The 26,142-nt window shown below is 36.2% G+C and carries 24 protein-coding genes and 2 tRNA genes; 12 read left to right on the forward strand and 14 right to left on the reverse strand.

Features of this window, described 5'->3' with window-relative positions; all coding sequences use genetic code 11:
* Positions 1-58: 58 nt before the first annotated feature.
* Positions 59-2,689: a hypothetical protein gene (locus R3E91_04145; GenBank protein ID MEZ5315383.1), complete on the forward strand. Its 2,631-nt coding sequence runs from the start codon at positions 59-61 to the stop codon at positions 2,687-2,689.
* A gap of 31 nt (positions 2,690-2,720) precedes the next feature.
* Here the strand turns inward: R3E91_04145 and recO are convergent, their stop codons facing one another.
* Entirely contained in the window at positions 2,721-3,365 is a 645-nt protein-coding gene (gene recO / locus R3E91_04150; GenBank protein ID MEZ5315384.1) for a DNA repair protein RecO, read from the reverse strand.
* Between the two features lie 65 nt (positions 3,366-3,430).
* Between recO and R3E91_04155 the strand changes: the two genes are divergently transcribed.
* From R3E91_04155 to R3E91_04165, 3 genes are all read left to right on the forward strand, one after another.
* Positions 3,431-3,504, forward strand: a tRNA-Arg gene (locus R3E91_04155).
* 127 nt (positions 3,505-3,631) lie between these two features.
* Positions 3,632-4,273: a ribosome-associated translation inhibitor RaiA gene (gene raiA, locus R3E91_04160; protein MEZ5315385.1), complete on the forward strand. Its 642-nt coding sequence runs from the start codon at positions 3,632-3,634 to the stop codon at positions 4,271-4,273.
* Positions 4,251-4,733, forward strand: coding sequence for a type I restriction enzyme HsdR N-terminal domain-containing protein (locus tag R3E91_04165; GenBank protein ID MEZ5315386.1), 483 nt, complete (start codon positions 4,251-4,253; stop codon positions 4,731-4,733). The genes raiA and R3E91_04165 overlap by 23 nt, the downstream gene beginning before the upstream one ends.
* A gap of 43 nt (positions 4,734-4,776) precedes the next feature.
* Here R3E91_04165 and R3E91_04170 read toward each other — a convergent pair whose 3' ends face one another.
* The 9 genes from R3E91_04170 to R3E91_04210 all read right to left on the reverse strand — a co-directional run bounded on the left by R3E91_04170 (position 4,777) and on the right by R3E91_04210 (position 11,993).
* Entirely contained in the window at positions 4,777-5,934 is a 1,158-nt protein-coding gene (locus R3E91_04170; GenBank protein ID MEZ5315387.1) for a sigma-54 dependent transcriptional regulator, read from the reverse strand.
* A 59-nt stretch (positions 5,935-5,993) separates the two neighbouring features.
* Positions 5,994-7,118, reverse strand: a complete 1,125-nt coding sequence (locus R3E91_04175; GenBank protein ID MEZ5315388.1) for an ATP-binding protein — start codon at positions 7,116-7,118, stop codon at positions 5,994-5,996.
* Complete coding sequence (locus tag R3E91_04180; protein MEZ5315389.1) at positions 7,099-7,422, reverse strand: hypothetical protein; 324 nt, start codon at positions 7,420-7,422, stop codon at positions 7,099-7,101. The genes R3E91_04175 and R3E91_04180 overlap by 20 nt, the downstream gene beginning before the upstream one ends.
* Before the next feature lie 117 nt (positions 7,423-7,539).
* The gene (locus tag R3E91_04185; GenBank protein ID MEZ5315390.1) at positions 7,540-8,097 is read right to left on the reverse strand and encodes a LysM peptidoglycan-binding domain-containing protein; all 558 of its coding nucleotides are present in this window, start codon (positions 8,095-8,097) and stop codon (positions 7,540-7,542) included.
* 32 nt (positions 8,098-8,129) lie between these two features.
* Positions 8,130-8,816 carry an OmpA family protein gene (locus tag R3E91_04190; protein ID MEZ5315391.1) on the reverse strand — a complete coding sequence of 229 codons (687 nt, stop codon included), beginning with the start codon at positions 8,814-8,816 and terminating at the stop codon, positions 8,130-8,132.
* A complete protein-coding gene (tolB, locus tag R3E91_04195; protein MEZ5315392.1) occupies positions 8,813-10,183 on the reverse strand; it encodes a Tol-Pal system protein TolB in 1,371 nt (456 codons plus the stop codon). Before tolB ends, R3E91_04190 begins: the two co-directional genes overlap by 4 nt.
* Positions 10,184-10,206: 23 nt before the next feature.
* Positions 10,207-10,899 carry a hypothetical protein gene (locus R3E91_04200; GenBank protein ID MEZ5315393.1) on the reverse strand — a complete coding sequence of 231 codons (693 nt, stop codon included), beginning with the start codon at positions 10,897-10,899 and terminating at the stop codon, positions 10,207-10,209.
* A 6-nt stretch (positions 10,900-10,905) separates the two neighbouring features.
* Positions 10,906-11,307, reverse strand: coding sequence for a biopolymer transporter ExbD (locus R3E91_04205; protein ID MEZ5315394.1), 402 nt, complete (start codon positions 11,305-11,307; stop codon positions 10,906-10,908).
* Complete coding sequence (locus R3E91_04210) at positions 11,304-11,993, reverse strand: MotA/TolQ/ExbB proton channel family protein (GenBank protein ID MEZ5315395.1); 690 nt, start codon at positions 11,991-11,993, stop codon at positions 11,304-11,306. The genes R3E91_04205 and R3E91_04210 overlap by 4 nt, the downstream gene beginning before the upstream one ends.
* A 123-nt stretch (positions 11,994-12,116) precedes the next feature.
* Between R3E91_04210 and R3E91_04215 the strand changes: the two genes are divergently transcribed.
* The 6 genes from R3E91_04215 to R3E91_04240 all read left to right on the forward strand — a co-directional run bounded on the left by R3E91_04215 (position 12,117) and on the right by R3E91_04240 (position 20,339).
* Positions 12,117-14,258: a protein-disulfide reductase DsbD family protein gene (locus R3E91_04215; protein ID MEZ5315396.1), complete on the forward strand. Its 2,142-nt coding sequence runs from the start codon at positions 12,117-12,119 to the stop codon at positions 14,256-14,258.
* Entirely contained in the window at positions 14,215-15,015 is an 801-nt protein-coding gene (locus R3E91_04220) for a TatD family hydrolase (protein ID MEZ5315397.1), read from the forward strand. Before R3E91_04215 ends, R3E91_04220 begins: the two co-directional genes overlap by 44 nt.
* A gap of 166 nt (positions 15,016-15,181) precedes the next feature.
* Positions 15,182-16,171, forward strand: coding sequence for a hypothetical protein (locus R3E91_04225; protein ID MEZ5315398.1), 990 nt, complete (start codon positions 15,182-15,184; stop codon positions 16,169-16,171).
* Complete coding sequence (gene sdhA / locus R3E91_04230; GenBank protein MEZ5315399.1) at positions 16,168-18,045, forward strand: succinate dehydrogenase flavoprotein subunit; 1,878 nt, start codon at positions 16,168-16,170, stop codon at positions 18,043-18,045. Before R3E91_04225 ends, sdhA begins: the two co-directional genes overlap by 4 nt.
* A complete protein-coding gene (sdhB, locus tag R3E91_04235; GenBank protein ID MEZ5315400.1) occupies positions 18,033-18,800 on the forward strand; it encodes a succinate dehydrogenase iron-sulfur subunit in 768 nt (255 codons plus the stop codon). The genes sdhA and sdhB overlap by 13 nt, the downstream gene beginning before the upstream one ends.
* Before the next feature lie 63 nt (positions 18,801-18,863).
* On the forward strand, positions 18,864-20,339 hold the full coding sequence (locus tag R3E91_04240; GenBank protein ID MEZ5315401.1) for a glycosyltransferase family 39 protein: 1,476 nt from the start codon (positions 18,864-18,866) through the stop codon (positions 20,337-20,339).
* On the opposite strand, the gene R3E91_04245 is transcribed toward R3E91_04240, so the two are convergent.
* From R3E91_04245 to dnaB, 4 genes are read right to left on the reverse strand one after another with little or no spacing between them, the layout of a single operon-like run.
* Positions 20,317-21,012: a lipoate--protein ligase family protein gene (locus R3E91_04245; protein ID MEZ5315402.1), complete on the reverse strand. Its 696-nt coding sequence runs from the start codon at positions 21,010-21,012 to the stop codon at positions 20,317-20,319. The genes R3E91_04240 and R3E91_04245 overlap by 23 nt on opposite strands.
* On the reverse strand, positions 20,993-22,822 hold the full coding sequence (gene mnmG, locus R3E91_04250) for a tRNA uridine-5-carboxymethylaminomethyl(34) synthesis enzyme MnmG (protein MEZ5315403.1): 1,830 nt from the start codon (positions 22,820-22,822) through the stop codon (positions 20,993-20,995). Before mnmG ends, R3E91_04245 begins: the two co-directional genes overlap by 20 nt.
* 5 nt (positions 22,823-22,827) lie before the next feature.
* A complete protein-coding gene (locus R3E91_04255) occupies positions 22,828-22,917 on the reverse strand; it encodes an AURKAIP1/COX24 domain-containing protein (protein MEZ5315404.1) in 90 nt (29 codons plus the stop codon).
* Between the two features lie 47 nt (positions 22,918-22,964).
* Positions 22,965-24,380, reverse strand: coding sequence for a replicative DNA helicase (gene dnaB, locus R3E91_04260; protein ID MEZ5315405.1), 1,416 nt, complete (start codon positions 24,378-24,380; stop codon positions 22,965-22,967).
* Positions 24,381-24,451: 71 nt separating this feature from the next.
* Between dnaB and R3E91_04265 the strand changes: the two genes are divergently transcribed.
* Both R3E91_04265 and R3E91_04270 read left to right on the forward strand, forming a co-directional pair.
* A tRNA-Ser gene (locus tag R3E91_04265) sits at positions 24,452-24,538 on the forward strand.
* Between the two features lie 180 nt (positions 24,539-24,718).
* Positions 24,719-26,098: a DUF4116 domain-containing protein gene (locus tag R3E91_04270; GenBank protein ID MEZ5315406.1), complete on the forward strand. Its 1,380-nt coding sequence runs from the start codon at positions 24,719-24,721 to the stop codon at positions 26,096-26,098.
* Positions 26,099-26,142: the final 44 nt, after the last annotated feature.

The following is a 26,142-nucleotide window of genomic DNA, read 5'->3' on the forward strand; positions in this document are numbered from 1 at the left end:
ATGGGTTTGATGTGGGTAAACAAAATTTAGGATGTATGCCAATAATTGAGATTATCTAATGGTTAAAGAAGAGGAAAGATTAGAAGAAGAATATAAACGAGAAAGAAATTGGAAACGCTGGGGACCGTATTTATCTGAGCGACAATGGGCAACTGTTCGTGAAGATTATTCAATGAATGGAAGCTCCTGGGAGTATTTTTCTCATGATCAAGCTAGAAGTCGTGCGTATAGGTGGGGTGAGGACGGTCTTTTAGGGATTACTGATCGTGAAGGACGTCTCTGTTTTGCTTTAGCTCTATGGAATGAAAAGGATCCGATCTTAAAAGAACGTTTGTTTGGATTAACTTCTTTAGAAGGTAATCATGGAGAGGATGTGAAGGAATGTTACTACTATCTCGACTCTACGCCTACCCATTCTTATATGAAAGCTTTATATAAATATCCTCAAAATCCCTATCCCTACGCATCTTTAATTCAAAAAAATCAACAAAGACCCCTTACTGAAGGAGAATTTGAATTAGTTGATACAGGAATTTTTGAAGAGAATCGTTATTTTGATATTTTCATCAGTTATGCAAAACAATCTCCTAATGATATTTTGATTCGTATTGAAATCTTCAATAGAGGCCCTGATCAAGCTCCTGTGTGGCTCCTTCCAACGATTTGGTACCGAAATACTTGGTCTTGGGGAAAATATTCAGAGGCGACTTCAAAGCTCTCAATGAAGATGAATCAAGAGGGAGACATTGAAGCCAATCATCCCACTCTTGGAGATTTTTGTTTAGCTTTTAAAGAGCCTCTGGAAGTGCTTTTCACAGAGAATGAAACTAACTTTTCTCGTCTATTTCGAAAAAAAAATCTCTCACCCTATGTTAAAGATGCTTTTCATGAATACCTGATTCATGGATCTAAAGATGCAGTAAATCCTGCTTTAGTAGGTTCAAAGGCTTCACCTGTTTATAGGTTGAATCTTGAATCAGGTGAGTATCGGAGCATTGATCTACGTCTTTTTTCTGCTGAAGAACGTCCTGCAGAGATTTTTGGGAAATCTTTTGAAAAAATATTTACCAAACGAATAGGTGAGGCCGATGCTTTCTATGAAAAGAAAATTCCCATTCATCTCAACCAAGAAGAAAAAGCGATCTCAAGACAATCTTATGCAGGTCTATTGTGGACAAAGCAATTTTATCATTATGTGGTCAAAGAGTGGTTAGAAGGGGATTCTAATTCTCCTCCTCCTTCAGAGATCAGAAAAAAGGGGCGTAATAACGAATGGGACCATTTTTTTGCACGTGATGTGATTTCTGTCTGTGACAAATGGGAATATCCATGGTTTGCAGCATGGGATTTAGCTTTTCATATGATCCCATTTGCATGTATTGATCCTCCATTTGCTAAGAAACAGTTAGTCCTTTTTCTTCGTGAATGGTATATGCATCCCAATGGTCAGCAGCCAGCATATGAGTTTGAGTTTTCAAATGTCAATCCTCCTGTCCATGCTTGGGCTTGTTTAAAAGTATTTAAGTTAACTGGTAGCGAGGATTTTTTATTTCTTGAAAGTGTCTTTCAAAAACTTCTTCTCAATTTTAATTGGTGGGTAAATCGTAAAGATCTTCATGGAAATCATATTTTTGGAGGAGGTTTTTTAGGTTTAGATAATATTGGAGTATTTGATCGCTCAAAACCATTGCCAATTGGTGTTGAGCTTGAACAAGCTGATGGGACAGCTTGGATGGCTTTCTATTGTTTAAAAATGCTTAGAATTGCTTTGGAGCTTGCTGTTTACAACCCTGTATATGAGGACATGGCTTCAAAATTTTTTGAACATTTTGTCCGTATTGCAGACGCAATCAATGAATTTAGAGGGTCAGGTTTATGGGATGAAGAAGATGGCTTTTATTATGATCGATTGAGAATCGATAGTCAAGATATGCCTCTCAAGACGAGATCCTTAGTAGGACTGATTCCTTTAATTGCTGTAGAAGTTTTAGAAGATAGTCATTTAGAGAAATTAGAGGGTTTTATGAAACGGATGAGATGGTTTATTCACCATCGGAATGATCTAGAAAAGGTGACGAGTTTTTGTCATCTTTCTCCCATACATGGTCATCGTATTTTAGCAATTCCCTCTAAAAATCGTTTATTAAGTATTTTACGTTATCTGCTTGATGAAAAAGAATTTCTTTCTCCATATGGGATTCGTTCTTTATCTAAAGTTCATGAGCAGCATCCTTACAAAATTACCATTCGTAATGAGATCTATATGATCAATTATCTACCAGGAGAGGGGGATAGCTATATATTTGGTGGAAATTCAAACTGGAGAGGTCCTATTTGGTTTGCTCTTAATTATTTAATAATTGATGCTCTGGAAAGCTATTATCATTACTACCAAGAAGAAATCAAGATTGAATATCCCTTAGGCTCTGGTAAGCTATTGAATATGAAAGAAGTACGTATGAAACTTAACGATCGTCTTTGTCGAATTTTTCGAGCAAATGAGAAAGGATTTCGTCCTTGTCATGGTCAAGATGATTTTTATGCAAAAGATCCCCACTGGAAACATCTGATTTTGTTTCATGAATATTTTCATGCTGAAAGTGGCAAAGGGTTAGGAGCTAGCCATCAGACAGGATGGACAGCCTTGATTTCAAGGATTTTAGAAGAAAAACGTGATGTGAATAAGTAAAGATGAATTAACTGAAATTTACAGAAAGGGTTTAATTGCTAAATGTTTGGTTAAATAAGATTGTAATTTTATCAAGCAAATTAGTGGGTTCTATTAAAAGTTGTTTGAGTGAACGTCCTTCAGTGAATTTGATGAGCCATTTTTCTTCTTCTAGAGTCAATTCAAGTGCTCCTTTTGGGCCATGATGAGCGCAAAATCTTTCCCCACCATAGCGTAAAGAAGGAGGGAGTTGGCAGATTGAACATTGATTAAGTGTTTGGAATAGTCCTTCATGTTTCATGGTTTTAACTAAGAATATTGAAGCGATATCGAAAGGGTTGTCTACTGTCGAAATGGCATGCAAACAATAGCAAAATAATTGATACAATTGAGGAGCTGGTTTGCCTAGCATTTGAGATTTTTGAATTCCCCGCACTAAAATTCCCGCTGTTTCTAAACTTTCGAGTCGCTCTCTAAGAGCTAAGTATTGAGATAAAATTTTTCCATCCCAAAATCGATGCAACTCTCCTTTGCCTATTGCATAGACAAATTCTCCTTGATTTAGCACTGTAAACAAAGGTGAATGTCTTTTTTTAGCAACAAATTTCATCAGACCGTTTGGAGAAAAAACTGTCAGAATGCGACCATTTTCTTGAAAATCTAGAACCGATAAAACAATCCCAATACAACTTTTCATACGATGAAGCTTGACCTACATTTTGCTTGTCGTCAACCTCAAAACTTGATAGCATTTTTTTGTTTGCACCGATAGCTCAATCGGATAGAGTACCTGGCTTCGAACCAGGTGGTTAGAGGTTCGAATCCTCTTCGGTGCGTTTTGGAGATCATTTAGAATCTGCAAAAAGCAAGATTTAATCCAAGAGAACATCAAGATTTCGATTTGTTTAGAAAGAAGTTTTAAATGTGAATGAATGATCCGACATAGAAAAATGAGAGGAAATAATGCCATTAAATAAAACAAAAACTGAAATTAAGGAAAAATTTAGTCATCAAGAGTATCCAATTCAGATTATTGGTCGACATGTCGACATTACCGAAGCGATGAAAACCTATGCGGTAAATAAGGTAGAAAAAATAGAGAGATTTGGTGGGCATATAGTCGATATTGTCGTTATAATGGATATTCAAAAACTGATTCATTCTGTCGATTTTCTACTTAATGTTAATAATACTTTGATCAAAGTTACAGGACGCAGCGAAAATATGTATACTTCAATTGATCAAGCAATAGCTCGTCTTGAATCAAAATTGCGTCGCTATATGAAAAAGATTCAACAACACCATGCTAAAGGATTAGCTGAAGTTGATTTAAATGTGAATGTCATTGAGCGTATTCTGCCTATTGATGATATTAATGATCAAATTGAAGAAGAAAATTTACGTCAATATGAAGAAAAATTACATCCTCATAAAGTTGTAAAAAGAGAAAAAAGACGACTTAAAATTCTTAATCAAGAAGAAGCGATCATGAAAATGGAGTTATCGGAAGAACATTTTTTAATCTATCGCAGTGAAGAAGATCAGAAATTAAAGGTGATCTATAGACGTGAAGATGAAAATTATGGAATTATTGCAGTCGAATGAATCTCTTTTTGATCCTATTCGCAAGAAATGGGTCATATCTGAACCAGAAGAGAGAATTCGTCAGGATTTAATTCAAAAAATGTTAAAAGAACTAGGATACCCCTCTTCTCTAATAGCAGTAGAGAAAGAACTTTTTTTGCTTCCTCACTTGTTGTTTGAATCAAAAGAACGTATTCCAAAACGGCGTGCAGATATAATTGTCTTTGGAAAAGGCATTCATCCTCATTATGCACTTTTCCCTCTTCTTATGATTGAATGTAAAGCTCTTCCTCTTACATCTGCTTTTGCTAGCCAAGTTATTGGATATAATACTGTAGTGCAAGCTCCTTATCTTGCACTTGCAAATAAAGAACAGATTTTAACAGGCACATTGGACGATACTCTAGGTGAATATCATTTTGAATCGGGGTTACCCACTTATGAATTTTTAATGGCAGGGATAAAGATAGTTGGGTCATAAAGAGTCATGTGAAACTTCATAAGAGGACCGATTCTATCTTTACCTAATCTAATGAAAAATGGGTGGGTTCTATTATTTCACTATAGTCCATGACTACAATTCGCTCTACGAGGTTGGCTAATTCTCGGATATTTCCAGGCCAAGGGTATGCAAGAAGTTTTTTTTCTGCAGACTTTGAGAGAGTTTTTGTTGTTTGTTGATTTTTTAAACAATACTTTTTTAAGAAATAGTGGATAAGAGGAATAATATCTTCTTTTCTTTCACGTAGTGGAGGGAGATAGATAGGCACTACATTCAATCGATAATAGAGATCTTCACGAAAAATCTTTGCCTCAATTGCCTGCTTCAAGTCTCTATTTGATGTGGAAATTAAACGGAAATCGACTGGTATAGGTCGATTGCCACCTACTCTTTCAAACTCTTGTTCTTGAATGACACGCAAGAGTTTTGGTTGAAGATTAAGAGGAATTTCAGTGACTTCATCGAGAAGAAGGGTCCCTCGGTTAGCAAGCTCAAAACGTCCTAACCGTTTTGAGGTAGCTCCAGTAAAAGCTCCTTTTTCATGTCCAAAAAATTCTGACTCAATCAGTGTATCAGGGACTGCAGCGCAATTCACACGAATATAGGGATTTTTTGCTCTAAGAGAATGGGCATGAATCGCTCCAGCAATCACTTCTTTCCCAGTCCCAGATTCTCCGTGAATTAGCACACTCGCTTGGCTTTTAGCGATACGCTTTGTTTCTATAAGAATTTTTTTTAAGCTCGGACTTTGAGCGATAATCTGGACTCTATTGGCAACTTCTTCTCGTAGATAGATATTCTCATTGATAAGAGCATTATGCTCAGCTGCTTTATTGATCAATGCTTCAAGAGTATCTGGAGTAAAAGGTTTGAGTAAATAGTTAAATGCTCCAAGTCGCATGGCTTCGACAGCATTTTCAATCGTTCCAAAAGCTGTCATTACCAAGACAAGAGTTTGAGGTGACCACTCTCGAATTTTTTTTAGCACTTCGATTCCAGATATGCCTGGCATTTTCATATCCGTAATAACAAGATCATAGGTATTTTTTTTCAGCAGAAGCAGTCCTTCTTTCCCATTTTCGACAGCATCAACGCTAAGCCCTTTTTTTTGGAGTGCTTCTTCCAAAAATCTTCGCATCAACTTTTCATCATCTAAGACTAATACAGTTTGAATTCCCATAAATTTATTAAGTATTTTAGGTTTTTCACTTGTAAATTTTTATTGAATCAAAACCATTCTCATGATTGCTTTGTAATTTTTTTATCAATTATTGGTAAGTGAGTAATTGCAAAACATGTTCCTTTTCCTATTTTTGATTCAACAGTCATGACCCCTCCATGTGCCTGTATGACTTTATAAGCTTCTGAAAGACCTAATCCAGTCCCTGTGGCCTTTGTTGTAAAAAATGGAGTGAATATCTTTTGTAAATTTTTTTCATGGATTCCCTCTCCTTGATCTTTAATTAAAATAGTTCCTTCTTTCGTTAAGATCATTTCAACATAAGGAGAGTGAGCTTCACAGCCATTTCGAATAAGATTGATTAATACAAGTTGGATTCTTCCACGGTCCACTGAAGCCGTGTGATTTTTTTCAATATTCACCTTACATCGATGGCCGCAACTCTTTGCTAGTTTTACTGTGTCATAGAAAAGGGTAGATAGATCAGTTAATTCAAAATGTAGCATAAGAGGGCAAGTATATTCCAATACATTATTCACTAATTTATTAAGAGTTCGGCTACCCTCAAGAATTGCATCAGCCATATCTAGTTGAGATGATTCTTGTAATTCGCGTTTTAAAAGAGCAGCAAATCCTTCAATTCCTCCAAGTGGGTTGCGAATTTCGTGGGCCAGTGTCGCTGCCATCTCACCTAGTTCTTTAAGTCTATCATTTTGTTGTACACTTTTTTCTAGTTGTTTGAGCTGGGTACGGTCATTAAGAAGAACTAATAGACCTTTTTCAGGGATCATTGTAGGAGCCGCTTCAATCTCTAGCCCATTTGAGAAGTTTAGAAAAAGCCGACTGGGGATCTCTGCATTTTCTAAGCTACTCTTAAGAGAAAACCCAAATAAATCATCTGGATAGTGTTCCCAAAAAGAAGTTCCTATCACTTCTTGCTGAAGATAGCCCGTAAGAGTAGCAGCAGCAGGGTTATAAAGTGTAATCACACCTTTTTGATTAATAAATATCAGACCATCTGACATATGATTGACAATTTGTTCTAATGTTTGATGAGAGACATCAAATTTTTCTTTTAACGCATCAAACTGTTGAAGTAGTTGTTCATGTGCTTTCTCAAGTCGTTTTATTTCTCTAGAAAATAAATCCACTTGCAAATGCAGATCAATGACTCCTTCTTGCATCGGGTTTAAGCTCTTGTTTTCTTTTTGTTTGATTATCAGAATCTAATTGAAGAATTGTTCTAATCACTTTCCGAATTTCTTCAAGTTCTTCAGAAATTTCCTGAGAGAGATGAGCCATATTACGTTGAAAAGGGTAGATTTCAGCATCTAACTCATCAACGCAAGAAAGAAGAATTTTTTTTTGTTCTAAAACAGCAATCCAATCATGAAAAGGCAGATCGGTTTCGGTTTCAGTCAAATCGAGAATTGTCTCAAAAAATCCCTTCTTTTTTTTTAGTAAATGGAGCAATTTGTCTTCTTTCATAGCATTATTCTAAGATAAACAGAAAAAATTTATTTACAATAAAAACCCATGACAAATTGAAGAAAGATAGGAAATCTCTAGGAGATTGATAAGAAAAAAAACAAAGAATTTCAAAAATTATTGAGGAAGAATAATTTTTTGACCAACATAAATTTTATCAGAAGAGAGATGGTTCAATTGTTTAAGTATTTTAATATCAGTTTTGTATTTCAGAGCAATTTGTCCCAATGAGTCACCAACTTTAACAATATAAACAGAGGGATTTTCAGCAAATTCTTCCCCTTTTTGAAGTAGAGTCAACATTTCATGCAAAGATTGCCTCAGTCCTTGAACATCTGAAGAAAGTTGCTTATCAATTTGAGTAAGTTTTGTTTGACAGGAAGCAAGAGAAGAAGCAGTTTCATTGAGATGGGCTTTAAGGTTTTTTAAATCATGAGCAAGTGTTTCATAGCTATTTTCAATTTTTATCATTCGATTATGGATTTTTTTATCGTCTCGTAACTGCGTTTCAATATGATGCAATGATTGTTCAATATGATCAAATTTTTCTTGGAAAAGCTCAATTTCAACATGATGGTTGTGGAGTTGATACCCAAACTGTTCTAAATTTATACGCATTTCTTGAAGGGGCAGGCTCTCAGATTTTGGATGACTAAAGAGGAGACTCTGCCCCATGAATAAGAGAAACCAAAAAACACGTTGCATCTTCAATTTTGGATATAAGTTTTGAATTGAGCTCTTCGGTTTTTGGCCAAAGCTTTCTCATCATGACCCATTGCAAGAGGGCGTTCTTTACCATAAGATGTCGTGAAAAGTTGATCAGGATTCACTCCATTTTCGATAAGAAAAGTACGGACGGAATTAGAACGACGAGATCCGAGAGCGAGGTTGTAACTTGCTGCTCCTCTTTCATCAGCATGTCCTTCAATGAAAAGATAAATATTAGGATTTTTAATTAGATAGTCTGCAATCATTTTTGCAGTTTTAATATTTTCACTTCCTTGTACTACATATTTATCAGTGTCAAATTGAATATTAGTAAGAAGGAGAGCAAGTTGACCCATTGGATCAGAAAACCCTTCAATTCCAGGAATTAGTCCACCTGGATCACCAGGAGATGCCTTAGGTAGAGCAGAATAGTTATGGACTGCAACTTGTGGATAAGCTTCATTTTCTGTTAGAGGAATAAACTCTTGATCTTCTTCCCAAGATTCGTAAAAAGAGGCATTTTTTCGTGAATCAACATGATAACCAAAAAGAGAACGTAACCCTTTCCCCATATAGCGGCTACAAGTCTTGGTATCTTCCCAAACCTCATGAGTTGAACGGCTACAGGAGGTTAATAACGATAAGCAGGTAATACCCACAACGATCAAATGTTTATGTTCTTTCATACTCTCCTCATTGTATTTGGTTCCCATGCTGGGAAGCGTTTTTCTCCTGGACCACTTGTAATTTTTACGGCTTTTTTTTGATTCAAATTAATCAAAAAAAGCTCTGATGATTCTTCTGTTGATGAGTTAAATATCAAGTGGAGGCTGTCGGGGGCCCAAGCTGGATTTTCTTTATGCCCATAGCCATTTGTTAAACTTGTCTCTTGCTCTGTTATAAAATCGTAAATATAGATTTGTCTCACACCACTTACAGTTGCACTATAAGCAATTTTTGTCCCATCAGGTGACCAAGCCGGAGCAGTATTTCCACGGTTTTTTTTCGAGATGAGTTGAGATCTAATTTCTCTGACTGATGCCCCTGCTTTTGGAATTGTAATAACATAAATACGAGGTGTTCCATCTTTATTAGAGACAAAAGCTAATTGCTTTCCATCAGGACTAAAAGTTGGGGTTCCCTGGACTCCTTGAGGAGTAGAAAAAACTTGTTTGGGTTTTCCCATCAATCCTTTCTTCGGTGAAAAGTCTTGAACAAAGAGATCAGGATTTCCTGTGATATCGCTGACAAAAGCGATTTGATCGATCTGTCGTGAGATCACAGGCATCAACTGGCTACCACGCATATAAGTTAGACGCTTTGGTTCATCTCGATTTGATGAAGTCATATAGATTTTTGGTTGTCCTTTCTCATAAGAAACATAAAGAAGATTTAGACATTTTTCACCTATTTTTGCAGGAATATATGTTGGATTTACGCATAGTCCATTGTGATGAGTAATTTGATGAGCATTCGCTCCATCATAATCTGATTCCCAAACTTCTGTGATCCAATTTGAGGAGGTAGGTCCAACTTGTGTGCGTATTGTATATAGGATATGTGTTTGACAGATCCCTTGCTCACCAAAACAGGTTTCTTGTATTGCATCAGCTATTGAATGAAGAACACGACGATCATCTTTCAATTGACCGTTAAGTTTAAGAGGATCGATGGCTTTTGTTGAGTTATTACGTACAGAAAAGAAAGTTGTTGTGATTTGGTGATTCGAAATCGCGAATTTAACAACATAGTCACATCCAAGTTTCTGCCATTTTTCTTGTTCAAATTTCCATAATCCTTTTTCATGATTAGCTTGCTTTTCGCAATCATTTGAGTTTTGAATCAATTCACTTTTGCCATTATGATTTAAGTCAAATTTGAGTACTTTTTCCAATGCTTTCAAATAGTCTACATCAAAACCAGATTGTATATCTTCAATTGGATGGACATAAAGAGAAGAGAGTCGCGCTTGATTTGAGAGATGAACAATAATTTCCTCATCAGAATAAACGGATAGAGTTAAAAGGAGCAAAAAGAAAAGGGACTTATACATAAACCTACCTAGATATCAAACTTTTATGAACTTGTCAATATGATGGAAAAGGTATGGTCAAGATTGTCTTCGAAATATTTATCAAAAGGAGGCAGAAGAAGAATAGGAAGGACTTCTTCTACATATTTTTGATTTTTTAGACTATTTGTCTCTTGAATAGTTAAAGCTTTAACATGACCATTTTTCTTTACTGTAAGTTGAAGTTTGATCTTTCCTTTTTCAGGTAGCTCCAAAGCATTTTCTAGAAATCCTATTAACTGATCAGTATAGGTACTTTCTAAATTGATTTTTTCACTAGAAAGTCTTCCAATTTTATTTGCTTTAATCAAGATGATTTCATCGCTTGGTTTTTGATTTAAAGTAGAGAGACTCTTTTGAATCATCCCTACAAGTTGTGCTTTTTTTTTGTTAGATTTAGTTTCAGTAGAGACTTTTGTAAGATCTGATTTAGATGAGTTTTTAGATTTAGGATCTCTTTGTTCAACAGGACTTATTTGTCTTTCAGGAGATTTTTTTTCCACAATAGTTTTTTCCGGTCTATCAATTTTTGGTTGTTCTTGATGGACTAAATGAGTGTTTAGATCAATGGGTGTCACTTCTTGAAAAGTCTCTATGACCAATTTGTGATGAATGGGGGTTTCAATATGTTTTTGAATAACAAACAGCAAGACTAGAAAAAGTGCATGTAAAGCTATTACAATTCCTATTATTTTCATCTATTTTTATTGTGGGTTTAAAAGAACATCAAGTTGAGTAAAACCTGCTTTTTCAACTGCATTTTTAACCGATTGATAAGTCCCAAAATAAGCTTGGCGATCATGAAAGAGCTGAGGATAAGTTAATGGAGATTTAGTATGAGCATGAATTAATAAGTTTTGAAGTTGTTCGAGTGTGACTTGTTGGTGATTGAAAGTGATTGTATTATCGGAAAAGACACGGATTGTCAGATTTTTATCTTGTTGAAAAGGTTCTTTAAGACCCTTTCCTTTTGCTAGTTCTAGTCGATCGATTTCAACTAGTGGAGCAACGACAATAAACATGATTAAAATGACAAATACAACATCAATCAAGGGAGTCAGATTAATAGGTGCTTCTTCAAGAATAGGAGATCTTCTCTGCTTCACGAAATTTCCACCTGGCGGTATTGTAATTCAACAGCAGACAAAAGGAGATGAGAAAACTCTTCCAAATCACCAGACAACTGAGTAATTGCAGAACGCAAGTAATTATAACTAATTAATGCAGGAATTGCGACTAATAATCCAACCACCGTCGTCCCAAGTGCCATAGCAAGTCCACCCATAATTGTCGTATTTGAATTGATTGAGATGGTTGTTTGCAATTCATTGAATGTTAATAAAATCCCCCAAACAGTACCAAGAAGACCTAAAAATGGAGCCAAACTCACAACAGTCGATAAGATAAATAAATTTCCCTCCATTTTTTTTGTTTCAGTGGAAACAACATTGATTAAATAGGATTCAATGAGATGAATATCAGAAACGGATAGAGTCATATTTTCTTTTTTAATTACAGTTTTATTTTTTCCAAGGAGTTCGATAGTAGTTTTTTTTAGAATTTGATAGAGGTTTGCGTAAGGATGACTTTCATATACTTCAATTGATAGAGGATTTGAAGATTTTTTTTTAAATAAAGATTGAAAAACGATTCCCACTCGTTGAATATTTTTTTGTGCTATGAATTTTTTAAAAAAAATCGTCCATGTCGCAATAGATAAAAGAAGTAAAGATAAAAAAATTCCTTTCCCAAAGAGGTCAGAAGTATAGTAGGCATGAATGATTGGATTCATAAATCTCCATATGTATTCAAATCTAAGAATTAGAATTCGTGTTGTATGTAATTTTTTAATTCTTTACTTACAGATGATGATGATATATAATTTTTTCCTCAACTACTTTCGTTTTGGGGGGATATGAAGCGATTATTTTTTTCTAGTTTAGTGCTATTTTCTTTTTTTTCTCCTCTTTTAGGATCTAGTTCTAATGATCAGACAATCGATTCACCTGTACAAGTGCAACTTGTAGCAGAAGAGAATTCAATAAAACCAGGACGTCCTTTTTGGTTAGGTATTGAATTAAAAATGGCAGAAGGATGGGATACCTATTGGATGAATCCTGGTGATTCAGGTTTTCCTACTCAGGTGAATTGGAAGCTACCCAAAGGATTTATAGCAGGGCCACTTGAATGGCCTTATCCTAAAATTTTTAAAAATTCTTCTCTAGTTGCTTTTGGTTATACGGATACTGTTCTGCTTCTTTCAAAAATCCTCCCCCCTAAAAATATAGAGAACGGGTCTATTACTTTAGCAGCCGATGTAAACTGGTTAGCGTGTAAAGACTTATGCGTTCCAGGAAACGCTCATATTAGTCTATCTCTACCTATCAATAATTCTGAGCCTGTCGCAATAGTGGAAAAAAGTGGTCTATTTGCAAAAGCAAGAGAGGCTCTTCCTCGTCAGTTAGAAGATCAAGGGAATTTAACTGTTCAATTACAACCAGATGAAATTGTAATGAATTTTAAACCTAAACCAGGAAGTTTTGGAGAGATCGAAGAGATGCAATTTATCTCTGAAGACGCCGAAGTGGTTGATTATGGAGCACCCCAGTCTTTTAAAATTGAGCAAGAGGGGATTATCTTAAATTTAAAGAAAATGCACTCTACAAATAAACTTTCTGCGTTAAAAGGTGTTTTACTTGTTTCTGAAAAAGGCACTAGTGTCAAAAAAGCGATTCAAATCAATACCCCTCCTAAAGAGACTCAACAGATTGGGGCAGAAGCACATCAGACATTAAATATTAAATTAGCGCTGCTATTTGCCTTTTTAGGTGGATTAATTCTTAATGTTATGCCATGTGTCTTACCGGTGATTGCTTTGAAGATTTTTGGATTTGTCAAAATCGCTCATGAGAGAAGAAAGATAGTTTTAAAGCATGGAGGGGTTTTTGCATTAGGGGTTCTCGTATCTTTTTGGATTCTCTCTATTGCGCTTTTGATCATGCGTGCTTGTGGAGAAAGTATTGGTTGGGGATTTCAATTACAAGAACCAGCTTTTGTCGCAATTTTAGCAGCAATGCTTTTTCTATTAGGTTTAAGTTTGTTTGGAGTATTTGAACTTGGCACATCGATGATTTCCTTAGGAAGTCAACAAGTAGAATCTTCTGGAGGCTCATCATTGAAAAACTCATTCATGAGCGGTATTCTTGCTACACTTGTGGCCACTCCTTGTACTGGGCCTCTATTAGGGCCAGCACTTGGATTTGCGATGACCCTTTCTCCATTTTTAGCAGTTACCGTGTTTACCATGATGGGATTTGGCATGGCATTTCCCTATCTTATTTTTTCTGCCTTTCCCAAACTTATCTCTTTTCTGCCAAAACCTGGAAATTGGATGGTGATCTTTAAACAGTTGATGGGATTTTTGATGATGGGGACCGTTGTTTGGCTCATATGGATATTTGGAGCACAAACTGACAATATGGCCACCTTTGCTCTTTTATCTGTGATGGTAATTTTAGCTCTTGGGGGATGGATTTTTGGTAAATGGAGCCTCCCCACTAAGAGAAAAATCACAAGGATCCTCTCGACTACTCTTGCTGTTGCTCTTTTTTTATTAGGTGGTACCATTGTAATATTTGTTACGAAGCAACATCGTAATGTTGAGGTAGCTCATGCTCTTTTTGAGCAGGATTGGGAAGTATATAATCCCCAGCGTGTAGAAGAATTACGCGCTCAGGGAATCCCAGTATTTGTAGATTTTACAGCAAAATGGTGTCTAATTTGTCAGGCGAATAAAGCGATTCTACACTCTTCAGATCTTAAAAAAGCTTTTTATGATAAAGGTGTGGTTAAAATGACAGCAGATTGGACAAAAAAAAATCCAGTCATTACTGAGGCATTAGACAATTTAGGCCGAACAGGAGTTCCATTATATGTTCTTTATTCGGGTCATCCTGACGAGAAACCTTACGTGCTTCCTCAAACTTTGAGTGGAAGTATCGTATATAAATATCTTGAAAAACTCACCCCTTCACAAACGACTGTTTATGCTGATTGATTCTCATGCCCATCTTACACATGTTAAATTATTTAAAGATATTGATCTGATTCTTGCAAGGGCACAAGCTTTGGGTATTGAGAAGATCATTAATATTTGTACCAATCCTAAAGAACTATCACTTGGTTTAACACTTTCTAGTCAATATCCATGGGTTTACAATGCAGCTGCTACCACTCCTCATGAGGTTCAAAAAGAAGCGGAACAATTTTTTGAATTGGTGATGCAAAATGTCGATACCCAATCTTTAATTGCTATTGGCGAAACTGGTTTGGATTATTATTATTGGAAAGAATCGATGGATGATCAAAAGAAGTTATTAAGTCGTTATTTAAAACTCGCTGCTGACAATGGATTACCTATCGTCATTCATTGTCGAGATGCTTTCCAAGATCTTTTTCGGATATTAGATAAAGAAAAACCAGTTTCAGGGGTCCTTCATTGTTTTACTGGTACCCTTGCTGAGGCAAAAGAGTTAATTGCACGTGATTGGTATATTTCTTTAAGTGGAATTGTCACGTTTAAAAATAGTGAAGAATTGTGTGAAGTAGCTCGATCTATTCCACTCAATCGTCTTTTAATCGAAACAGATGCACCCTATTTAGCTCCTATGCCTTATCGAGGGAAAATCAATGAACCCTCTTATCTCATTGAAACAGCAAAATTTCTTGCAGAGATAAGAAAAATTTCATTTGCAGAATTTGCCATGGCAACGTCTAGAAATGGAGAAACTCTATTTAAGTTAAACTCTCAGTAAGTTGTATAGAAGGTGAGAAAAAGATCAACTTTGATCTTGAATCTACATTAAGCTATTTTTTTTAAGACCTCTTCTATTTCTAATTTTCATTAGACAATGATCAAAAGTAAATCTATTTTACAAGGGGCTTTTCTTATGTTAATTTTGTGTTATCATGACTTTGCCAATGAGTAAAAAGAAATCTTCATCTAACTCATCTCTTAGACTGCCTTTCCCATTTGTTTTGCGCCGCCTTCATTCTCTACTTGGATTATGGCTGGTTATCTATTTGTTTGAGCACCTTTTTATCAATGCACACATGGCATTTTTCTTTAAGAATTACGGATCTGGATTTATTCGGATGGTTAATTCGATTCACAAAATTCCTTATTTGAAAGCGATTGAAATCCTATTTTTAGGATTACCATTTTTAGTCCATGGTCTTTGGGGGGTAAAATATGCCTTAACATCACGATGGAATTCTTTTCAAACTAGAGGAAATAGACCAGCGCTTCCTATGTACGCAAGAAACAGAGCATTTACTTGGCAGAGGGTTACATCTTGGCTACTTATCATCGGAATTATCGCCCACGTGATTCACATGCGATTTATCGAATATCCAATAAAAATTCAATCTCATGGAAAAGTTTTCTATTTTTCAATTCTATCTTATGATGCTGGGCTTCGTCTTATAGCAGAAAAACTAGACATCATAATTTATCACCAGGATGAAATTTCTGACCAATTAAGAATGATAGAAGAAGAAAGATCACATTTAGAAAATTCCTCTCCAAGGGTTTCAATTTCCGATCAATCTTATGATCCACTATCGGAATTGAGAGAGAATAAAGATTGGATGGAATTCCTTAAAAAAATTTCCTTAAAAAAGGGGAAAGTGCTCGTCTTAGCTCAAAACATGGGAACAGCATTTTTTTTAATTCTGCGTGAAACATTCATAAGCCCTACTTTGGTTATGCTTTATTCGGTTTTAGTCATTGCAGCTGTCTATCATGCTTTTAATGGATTATGGACTTTTATGATTTCTTGGGGGTTGACTCTTACGAATCGTTCTCAGAAAATTATGCGTTGGGTGATAAAAATACTAATGACTATAGTCATGTTTTTTGGGCTAATTGCTGCCTGGGGAACCTATTGGACAAATTTGTTTCTAAGATGAAAAAAGTGCATCCACATGTTCTCGTGATAGGAGGAGGTCTAGCTGGTTTATCTGCTGCGATGCGCCTAGCAGAAAATGGATGCCATGTTAAGCTCATTTCTGTCACAAAAGTCAAGCGTTCTCATTCTGTATGTGCGCAAGGAGGCATCAATGCTGCACTTAATTTCAAAGAAGAGGGAGACTCTCCAGAGATTCATGCATACGATACGATTAAAGGGGGGGATTTTCTTGCTAATCAACCACCTGTTCTTGAAATGTGTTTATCAGCGCCTCGTATTATTCAGATGTTGGATCGATTTGGGTGTCCTTTTAATCGTACTTTGTCTGGCGCTCTTGATGCCCGTCGTTTTGGTGGGACTCTCTATAATCGGACAGTATTTTGTGGGGCTTCAACAGGTCAGCAGTTGATGTACACTCTTGATGAACAAGTGCGTAAGTGGGAAGTAAAAAATCGAATTCAGAAATTTGAGAATCATGAGTTTGTCCGTCTTGTTTTTGATCAAAATAGACGTGTGCGTGGCGTAATTCTTATGAATTTATTTAATCAGAAATTAGAAATATTAAAAGGAGAAGCGGCTGTTTTTGCTACAGGGGGACCAGGTTTAATCTTTAAGAAAACCACTAATTCCACTTTTTGTACGGGAGCTGCGAATGGACGTCTCTATATGCAAGGAATGCATTATGCGAATGGAGAATTTATTCAAATACATCCTACCGCGATTCCTGGGCATGATAAATTGCGTCTTATTTCTGAATCAGTCAGAGGAGAAGGAGGGCGACTATGGGTACCAGGTGATGCATCTAAATCGATTCTCTCTCCTAATGGTCAGATGATCCCTTGTGGAGAAACAGGAAAACCTTGGTATTTTCTTGAAGAAATGTATCCAGGATATGGCAATTTAGTCAGTCGGGATGTAGGCGCACGAGAAGTCCTTAGAGTTTGCGAATTAGGATTAGGGATTAATGGAGATAATCAGGTCTATCTTGATGTATGTCATCTCTCTAAAGAAAAACAAGATAAGCTTGCATCAGTATTAGATATTTATGAGAAATTTACAGGAGAAGACCCACGAAAACATCCAATGAAGATTTTTCCTGCTGTCCATTATTCAATGGGGGGAGGTTGGGTGGATTGGCCTGCTGCTGATGATATTGATCGTCATACACGTTTTCGTCAGATGACCAACTTAATTGGCTGTTTTAATTGCGGGGAATCAGATTATCAATATCATGGTGCAAATCGACTTGGTGCAAATTCATTACTATCTTGTATCTACAGTGGATTAGTCGTAGGGGAAGAGATTCCACACTATCTTGAGACAATGAGCGGAGATTGTCCACAAACTTACTTTGAAGAGGCTAGAAAAAAAGAAGAAGAATTTAAAAAAGAACTTATCCATCGTGATGGTTCAGAAAATATCCATCGTCTTCATGAAGAGCTTGGTGAGGTAATGATTAGTCATGTCACAGTCAAGCGTAATAATTTAGATCTTCTAAAAGCCTTAGAAAAAATCAAAGAGCTAAGAGAAAGATATCACCATATTTCACTTGATGACAAAGGGGTATTTGCGAATCATACATTTCAATTTGCTCATCAATTTCATGCGATGCTTGAGCTTGCCCTAGTTGTGACAAAAGGTGCATTATTGCGCAATGAATTCCGCGGTTCTCATTTTAAACCTGAATTTCCTGAACGTGATGATGCAAATTGGCTCAAAACAACCATTGCTGCCTATGATGTCGATGAACCTAAAATTACTTATGAAGCTGTAGATATTCGTCATATAGACCCAGAGCCTCGAGACTATACAGTGGCTCAAAAAAAGAGAGATAATTTGAAAAATATCCCTAAAAAAATCACATTACCCATATGAAGAGGTTTGTTTTAAAAATCTACCGTGGTCATCCTAATCAACAGTATTGGGAAACATTTGAACTTCCCCTTCGATCAGGAGAAAATGTCATTAGTGCTTTGATGGAGATCCAGAGGTCCCCCGTAACATCTGAAGGGAAAAAAGTCACTCCAGTTGTTTGGGAAGATGGATGTTTAGAAGAGGTATGTGGATCATGTTCTATGCTTATTAATGGCATACCTCGTCAAGCTTGTACTGCACTGATCGAAAATTATACTCAGACTGGTAACCATACGGTTACCATTGCACCATTGACTAAATTTCCTCTTGTTAGAGATTTAGTAGTTAATCGCGATCAGATGTTTGATAATCTTAAACAAATTCGTGGTTGGATTGAAAGTCGAGGATCACGTGCAGAAGGTTTTGGACCACCTATGTCCCAAGCCCAACAAAAACTTGCCCATTCTCTCGCAACTTGTATGACATGTGGATGTTGTTCTGAAGCATGTCCACAGATAAATACACGTTCTCAATTTATTGGCCCAGCAGCTATCTCACAAGCGCGTCTGTTCAATGCTCATCCAACAAGTCAAATTGCAAAACGTCATCGCCTACGTGTTTTGATGAAAGAAGGAGGGATTAGTGATTGTGGGAATGCGCAAAATTGTGTCCAAGTCTGTCCAAAAAATCTTCCTCTTACTGAGAGTATTGCAGTGATTGGACGCGAGGTCACTCTTCAAGCTTTTCATGATCTTCTTCACTTTCATGACACATAATCGTCTATACGATTTTTCTCTTTCTAAGAGATCTTCCTTTATACTTTCATCAATAAGGAAAAGATGATCACACAAGCGATCGATCAAAATTCAGAAAAGTCTCTCTCTTCACCATTTTTTATTCTGATTGTTCTGCTTTTGGGTAAGACCATGATTTTAGGTGCCATCATCACTTTCTCTCATTTGGGTCTTTCTCCAGATGAAGCACAATACTGGACTTGGAGTCAAGCAATTGACTGGGGATATTATTCAAAACCTCCTGCAATTGCTTGGCAAATTTGGTTAACAACTGCTCTGTTAGGTCATTCAGAATTTGGAGTGAGATTAGGTGCACTCATGGTGGGGTTTTTACTGCCTCTTGCTGTCTACTATCTTGCAATCTGTTGTAAGCAATCAGAGAAGCAAGCCTTTTGGTCGGGAATCGTGATCGCTTTTTCTCCGCTTGGTGTCTATTTATCTTTAGCTACAACAACAGATGGAGGAGCTATTTTCTTTTTGACTCTAGCTATTGCTACTATTGTAAAAAACATAGAGGCAGACGAGGGACCAAATTATCTTTTAGTAGGGGGATGGATTTTTTTAGGCGCACTGTATAAATGGATAGCATTTGCTTGTTGGCCTTTGACCTTTTTTTTTCTTATCTTTTTTCCAAAGATGCGTAAATGGTCTATTATTTCTGGAGTACTTATTTCCCTTGTTGCACTCCTTCCTTCAATTTACTGGAATATTTCTCATGAATGGGCGACCTTTAAACATGTTGGAAGTGTTTTTATTGGAGGGAAAAGAGGGAATTTTTTTGCTCTCTTGATGGCACAAGTAGGACTGCTTTCTCCAATGTATTTTTTTTTCCTGATCAGGGCTTTTTTTGCTTTATCAAAAGAAAATAATCGTCCTCTATTGTTTTGCAGTGCTTTTCCAATGGCGATTTTAATTTATTTAGGCATCGCTATTTTTAAAAAAATTCAACCCAATTGGACAGCTTATCTTTACTCTCCTGTTTCTGTTCTAATTAGTTGGATGGCTTATCCTCGTTTCCGTTTTTTACTTCATATTGGAACTTGGCTTTCAGTCAGCCTCATCTGTTTTGCGTTTATTATTCCCGATTATACTTTTAAGCAAACTCTTGGATGGCATGCTCTAGAAGATATTCTTAAAGAGATAGATTATGATCCTCAAACTGAGTTTTTAATGGGAAATAAGTATCAGACAGCTAGTCTATTAAGTTTTTATTCTCCTCTTAAAAAAAGAGCTTATTTTTTTAATATTAGCCATAGTCGTAAAAACCAATTTTCCTATTGGCCACAAATGGAAGATTGTGAAAAGCACAATACAGGCTATTTCATTGTTTTACAAAGTGATAAGGAAACTATGACTTATGAAGAGCACTATCTTCAACTACTTAAACCTTATTTTGAAGATGTTGTTTATTTAGGCATCTATCCTTTATATGTGACAAATCGATCCCTATCGAAATCTCTCTCTATTTTTAAGTGTCACGGATATTTAGGAGGAGCTCCTATAGATCAATACGGTTACTAACTTGCCGATGTGGTCGTTTCAAAATGTTCAGAATCGAGCTTTTGGAAACAATGTCTGGACTAAATATTTTCATGAAATGCTCAGATAAAGCTTCAATAAATTGAGCCTTTTTCGGGAAATAAGGACGTAGATTACAAAGAAAATCTGTGTGCGAGCGATTATTTCGGTATTTTGGACATTTATTGGGTAGAAGAAGATAGTTGATTTTTTCTATTTGATAGTCCCATAAAAATGAGGTGTGATGCAACCATCGCCCCTTTTGAATGTATTGTGCATTTCCACCGAATTTTCTGTTACCTATAATGTAATCGTTTTCCTGCAAGCTAAAATTTTTAAAAAGAGGAGAGTAAATTTTTTCTGACCACTCTAAGATAGCTTTGGGTTGTGCCAGAACACCTATCTCTTCAACATTACAGATAAAAGTCGTAAATACTGTGTCGCAATCTATATATACAGTTCCTCCTCCACTAAACCGTTTAATGATTGGAATCTGATCATTCTCTATTTTTTCTAGATTGATGACTAGATGAGGTTTTCCTGAAATTCCCATGACAATGGCTGGAGGGGATCCAGTATTGATCAAACACCAGTTTTGATGATCACTACGTAAAAGCGCTTCTTCAATCCATAGTTGTTCAAGAATGGGAATATGGTTAAGCTGGACGATTTTCATGTCTCAGGGCAATCATTAAGACTTGAATATCCGCTGGGGAGACTCCTGAAATGCGGGAAGCTTGACCCACCATTTGGGGGGTAAAAAGCGAAAGCTGTTCTTTTGCTTCATTGCGCATTCCATGGATTTTTTTATAATTAAAATTAGAGGGAATTTTCATATTTTCGAATTGAATAGAACGTGCGATATCTTGATTTTGTCGATCAATATAACCTGCATATTTGAGGGCAACTTCAATCTGAAAGTTAATTTCCACACCGTAATCTTCTATTTCTGAGTATTCATCCATAAGAGAGACATAAGTATTTTCAGAACGGCAAAGTAGCTGAGCTATTGAAAGCCCTTTTCCTTTGACTTGTTTATAGATCGTTTTTAACCGTTGAATTTCATTCACAATTAATGCTCTTTTATTTTCTATTTCACGATAGCGAGTACGATTAATCAGCCCGAATTCATGGGCATAATGGGAGAGACGTAAATCGGCGTTATCTTGTCTTAATAAAAGACGGTGTTCAGCACGAGAGGTGAATATTCTATAGGGTTCTCGAAGAGATTTTGTTGTTAGATCATCTATCATCACACCGATATAAGCTTCGTTACGACTAAGGATAAAAGGTGGCTTGTTCAGAATTTTTCTAGCAGCATTGATTCCAGCAATTAAGCCTTGCGCTGCTGCTTCTTCGTAACCTGTCGTTCCATTAATTTGGCCAGCTAAATAAAGACCTTTAATGAGTTTTGTCTCAAGTGTTGACTGAATTTGCCCACTCAAGACAAAATCATATTCGATAGCATAGGCAGGACGCATAATCTGTGCATTTTGTAACCCCGGAATTGTTTGGATCATTGCTATTTGGACATCAAGAGGTAAAGACGAGGAAATTCCATTCACATAAATCTCTTCAGTGTTTAATCCTTCCGGTTCAAGAAAGATTTGATGTCGTTTTTTATCAGCAAATCTAATCACTTTATCTTCAATTGAAGGACAATAACGAGGACCAATCCCTTGGATTTTACCTGAATAGAGGGGAGAGCGGTGGATATTCGCTTCGACAGTCGCTTTTGTTTCCTCAGATGTATAAGTAATCCAACAGGGAGTCTGTGGCAAGCGTTCTAAGGACTTCTCACTATATGAGAAATACACGTTTTCTTCAGTAGGTTGTTCTTCAGTTTGTAAGAAGTCAATCGTGCGTTTATTAATTCTTGGAGGAGTCCCTGTTTTCAGACGACCGAGTTTGAAACCATATTGTTCAAGGCAAAGAGAGAGGCCAACTGATGGTTTATCACCTGCGCGTCCTCCAGAAAAGTGAGTTTCTCCCATATGAAGGAGTCCTCGCATGAATGTTCCGGATGAAAGAATGACTGCTTTGCCGTGGTAAGTGATCTCTTCTTTTGTAAAGACAGCTGTAATCTGGTCATTTTTGACTTGAAAACCTTCAACTGTACCTTGAAAAATATGAAGATTTGGCTCTTTTTCTAAACGGTGTTTCATTTCAGTCTGATAGGCAATTTTATCAACTTGGGCACGGGGAGCCCATACCGCAGGTCCTTTACTTGCATTTAGCATTCGAAATTGAATTCCTGATCGATCAGTCACCTTACCCATCTCACCACCTAATGCATCAATCTCTCGTACTAAATGTCCCTTGCCAATTCCCCCAATCGCGGGATTGCAGCTCATCTTTGCAATTGTATCGAGATTCATTGTTAAAAGTAGAGTACGAAGACCTAAACGAGAAGTGACGAAAGCAGCTTCACAGCCAGCATGCCCCCCTCCCACTACAATGACTTCAAAATCAACAGGAAAATCCATAAAAATTATTTACTTTTGTGACGATCACGACGACGACGTTTTTTTCTTTTATGCTTAGCAATTTTACATTTTCTTTTTTTCTTAACAGACGACATTATACACCTAAGGATTTATGATAAATTCCTAGAAGTTTAATCGATTTTTAGATATTTGCAAAGGAGTCTTCAAAGCTTTCGATCTGCACCGATGTATAATTACGAAATTGGGCAATCTCTTTGACAAAAGAGAAAGAGAGATTTCCTACTCTTCCATGGCGATTTTTTGCAATAATTAGCTCAGCCATTCCAGGTTTATCATTCGGATCATAGTATTCACGGCGTAGTAGAAGCATCACGATGTCTGAGTCCTGTTCAATTGATCCAGACTCTCTTAGATCGCTCATCATAGGACGATGACCGGCTCGATCTTCAACTTTTCTCGAGAGTTGAGACATGCATAGGATGGGAATATTTAATTCTCTAGCAAGAGTTTTTAACATTCGGGAAATTTCTGAAATTTCGTTTTGCCGATTTTCCATGGTGCGAGATGATCCTGATCCAACAATTAGCTGGAGATAGTCAATGACCAAAAAACGGATTCCATAACTTTCTTTGAGTCTTCGTGCCCGAGCTCGTAGGTCAGTAATTTTTAGTCCTGGTTGATCATCAATCACCATAGTATGTTTTTGCATCTCACCAACAGCAGCAACGATGCGCTGAAATTCCATACCACTTAAGGATCCAGTATGAATTTTTTCACTCTCTACCTCAGCTTGAGAACAGATCATCCTTAACATAAGCTGTTCAGCAGTCATTTCGAGAGAAAAAATGCCTACAGGCATTTTATTCTTAAAACAAATATTTTCTGCAATATTTAGAGCCAGAGCAGTTTTTCCCATAGCTGGTCTACCCGCTAAGATCATAAGATTGGATGGATTAAATCCATCAATTAATTTGTCTAGATCAATGTAATGAGTAGGGATGCCTGTGATTTTTGGTTCATCTGGTCCTTTTAACCGACAAGCTTCTTGTCTTTCTTGCAACTCTTTAAGGAAAGGAGTTTGTGAAGAGGTGTTTAAGCCATTGAGTAAATCGGAAATTAACAGACCAGGATGATGACTCGTTGTTTGACTAATTTTAAAGAAAAGAGATTGGGCATCATCAAGAGCTCCATAAACATCTTTTGGTTCTTTTAAAGCATCTTTTTCAACCAGTTGTGCTGCTTGAACCATCTTACGTAAAATCGATTTTGACTTAACAATTTCAATATACTCTTCAATATAAGCAGATGTTCCAGCATATTGAGCTAAGGTGATTAAGTAGCTAGCTCCTCCAATAGCCTCAAGTTTTTTTAGCCTTTTTAATTCCTCGGATACGAGATGTACATCAGCTGGCTTATCTTGGCGATAGGCTCCTACTAATACGCGAAAAATGATTTGATGTTCAGTAAAGTAAAAATCGTCTTCATGGAGGACATCTGCAGCAATATTCATGCTGTTAATGCTCGACAACATACAGCCTAGTACCATCATTTCTGATTCTTTGGAATAGGGAGTCGCTCTGATTTTTTTCTCTTGCATACTAGCGACAATACCTAACTTGAGATAAAAGATCTAGACCTCTAATATGACTGAATCACTATTCCAAATCTGGAAAGATGGCTGAGAGGCCGAAAGCACGTCCCTGCTAAGGACGCATACTCGTAAGGGTATCGAGGGTTCGAATCCCTCTCTTTCCGAAAACAGGGAGCCTATCTGGCTCCCTATCTTTTAAGCCTATTACATTCAATCTCTTAAAGACAATAAAAAGATCTTATTTATTCAAAGAAACAATCTTTATATAAATTTAAAATTATATATTAATAATATAATAAAAAAGGTTTTTTTGTTATTATTAAATAAATAACAAAAAATTTTTTATGACAATAAGAGAAAATAATTCTTTTTACAAACATAGATATGAGCATCGATTGACTGATCGCATTCCTATTGTGAGTACTTTTATTCATGGAGCAAAATTATTCAAAAAATATGGATATCGACACAGCCTGAAAAAAGAAAATCTAGATGATACTCATATTTACACTCAATTAGATGCGAAAGAGGCAAAAAGGTCAGTGATGCTATTATTCCCTTTTGTAGGGAATATGATAGTTGCTATTTTTGATTTTAAAGAATATCTGATGAAAAAATCTATCATTGATGATCTTAAACAAGAAAGTGAGGAAAAATTAAGTCAAGCAAGCTTGTCTCTCAGGCAAGATCCCAAATTCATGCTAGAAGTGGCTAAGACAAATTTAAAAGGATTAGTTTATGCTGATTCTAACCTCAAAAATGATTCTGCTTTTGTATTGGAATTGTTGAAAAAATGTGGGATTATTTCATTAAGTCATCTAAATTTTTATTTAGAAGTAAAAATATCTAATTTAAATTTAATCTATAGAAGGAGCGCTCATGAATTATTTCATGAGTTCTCAGATTTACAGAAAAATTCTGATTTTATGTTAGAAGCACTTAAATTAGTAGGTCGAGATGTCTTGATGTATGCACACCCTTCTTTACTAGAAGATCCCCAATTTATGCTAAGAGCTGTTACCATCCATCCTTCTGCACTAGCTTATGCAGATTCTTCTTTAGCGAACGATGCAGATTTTATGATAAAAGTTGGAAAGATTAATCTTGATGGACTGGGGTATATAGATTCTCATCTTAAGAAAGATAAGAATTTCATGCTAAGAGCTGCTCAGGAAATAAATATAGAGGCACTAACTTATGCAGATTCTTCTTTAGCGAACGATGCAGATTTTATGATAAAAGTTGGAAAGATTAATCTTGATGGACTAGATTATGCAGCTTCTCATCTCAAGCAAGACGCAGATTTTATGCTAAAGACTGGTAAGGAAATAGGTATAGAGACCTTGGCTTATGCTGATATTGATCTGAAGAATGACCCTGAGTTTATGCTAACCTCTATCAAGGAGCTAGGAGTAGGTGTATTAGCTTATGCAAATCTAGAGCTAAAGAACGATCTTGATTTTATGTTAGATGCGATTGATAACATTGGGATAGAGGTAATACCTTATCTTGGTTCGTTGTTAAAAGAAGATTCTGATTTTATGTTAGATGCGATTGATCTCAATCCTCTTGCCCTTCTGTATTTTAGGGATGTAGATGATTCTGAATTTCAATATAGATTATTACATGAATTAATTCCCCATTCAGCTTTTCAGGCAAAGCTTAATCAATCCATCGCAGATAATCCAGATGTGGCTAAGCAATTGGAAAATTATTTGAATTAACCAATTACTTACCTAATCTCCAAGGCTAAAAAGCATCTTTTAAA

Source organism: Chlamydiales bacterium, assembly GCA_041395025.1.
Taxonomy (GTDB): domain Bacteria; phylum Chlamydiota; class Chlamydiia; order Chlamydiales; family JAAKFR01; genus JAJACP01.

Bases quoted from the DNA above. Each gene is read 5' to 3' on its own strand.
- R3E91_04145 (MEZ5315383.1), top strand. From the start codon at position 59: ATGGTTAAAGAAGAGGAAAGATTAGAAGAAGAATATAAACGAGAAAGA.
- R3E91_04200 (MEZ5315393.1), bottom strand. From the start codon at position 10,899: ATGAAAATAATAGGAATTGTAATAGCTTTACATGCACTTTTTCTAGTC.
- R3E91_04245 (MEZ5315402.1), bottom strand. From the start codon at position 21,012: ATGAAAATCGTCCAGCTTAACCATATTCCCATTCTTGAACAACTATGG.
- R3E91_04180 (MEZ5315389.1), bottom strand. From the start codon at position 7,422: ATGAAAGAAGACAAATTGCTCCATTTACTAAAAAAAAAGAAGGGATTT.
- R3E91_04190 (MEZ5315391.1), bottom strand. From the start codon at position 8,816: ATGAAAGAACATAAACATTTGATCGTTGTGGGTATTACCTGCTTATCG.
- recO (MEZ5315384.1), bottom strand. From the start codon at position 3,365: ATGAAAAGTTGTATTGGGATTGTTTTATCGGTTCTAGATTTTCAAGAA.
- R3E91_04240 (MEZ5315401.1), top strand. From the start codon at position 18,864: ATGATCACACAAGCGATCGATCAAAATTCAGAAAAGTCTCTCTCTTCA.
- sdhA (MEZ5315399.1), top strand. From the start codon at position 16,168: ATGAAAAAAGTGCATCCACATGTTCTCGTGATAGGAGGAGGTCTAGCT.
- tolB (MEZ5315392.1), bottom strand. From the start codon at position 10,183: ATGTATAAGTCCCTTTTCTTTTTGCTCCTTTTAACTCTATCCGTTTAT.
- mnmG (MEZ5315403.1), bottom strand. From the start codon at position 22,822: ATGGATTTTCCTGTTGATTTTGAAGTCATTGTAGTGGGAGGGGGGCAT.
- raiA (MEZ5315385.1), top strand. From the start codon at position 3,632: ATGCCATTAAATAAAACAAAAACTGAAATTAAGGAAAAATTTAGTCAT.
- R3E91_04270 (MEZ5315406.1), top strand. From the start codon at position 24,719: ATGACAATAAGAGAAAATAATTCTTTTTACAAACATAGATATGAGCAT.
- dnaB (MEZ5315405.1), bottom strand. From the start codon at position 24,380: ATGCAAGAGAAAAAAATCAGAGCGACTCCCTATTCCAAAGAATCAGAA.
- R3E91_04175 (MEZ5315388.1), bottom strand. From the start codon at position 7,118: ATGCAAGAAGGAGTCATTGATCTGCATTTGCAAGTGGATTTATTTTCT.
- R3E91_04170 (MEZ5315387.1), bottom strand. From the start codon at position 5,934: ATGGGAATTCAAACTGTATTAGTCTTAGATGATGAAAAGTTGATGCGA.
- R3E91_04210 (MEZ5315395.1), bottom strand. From the start codon at position 11,993: ATGAATCCAATCATTCATGCCTACTATACTTCTGACCTCTTTGGGAAA.
- R3E91_04185 (MEZ5315390.1), bottom strand. From the start codon at position 8,097: ATGGGGCAGAGTCTCCTCTTTAGTCATCCAAAATCTGAGAGCCTGCCC.
- R3E91_04215 (MEZ5315396.1), top strand. From the start codon at position 12,117: ATGAAGCGATTATTTTTTTCTAGTTTAGTGCTATTTTCTTTTTTTTCT.
- R3E91_04225 (MEZ5315398.1), top strand. From the start codon at position 15,182: ATGAGTAAAAAGAAATCTTCATCTAACTCATCTCTTAGACTGCCTTTC.
- R3E91_04165 (MEZ5315386.1), top strand. From the start codon at position 4,251: ATGGAATTATTGCAGTCGAATGAATCTCTTTTTGATCCTATTCGCAAG.
- R3E91_04255 (MEZ5315404.1), bottom strand. From the start codon at position 22,917: ATGTCGTCTGTTAAGAAAAAAAGAAAATGTAAAATTGCTAAGCATAAA.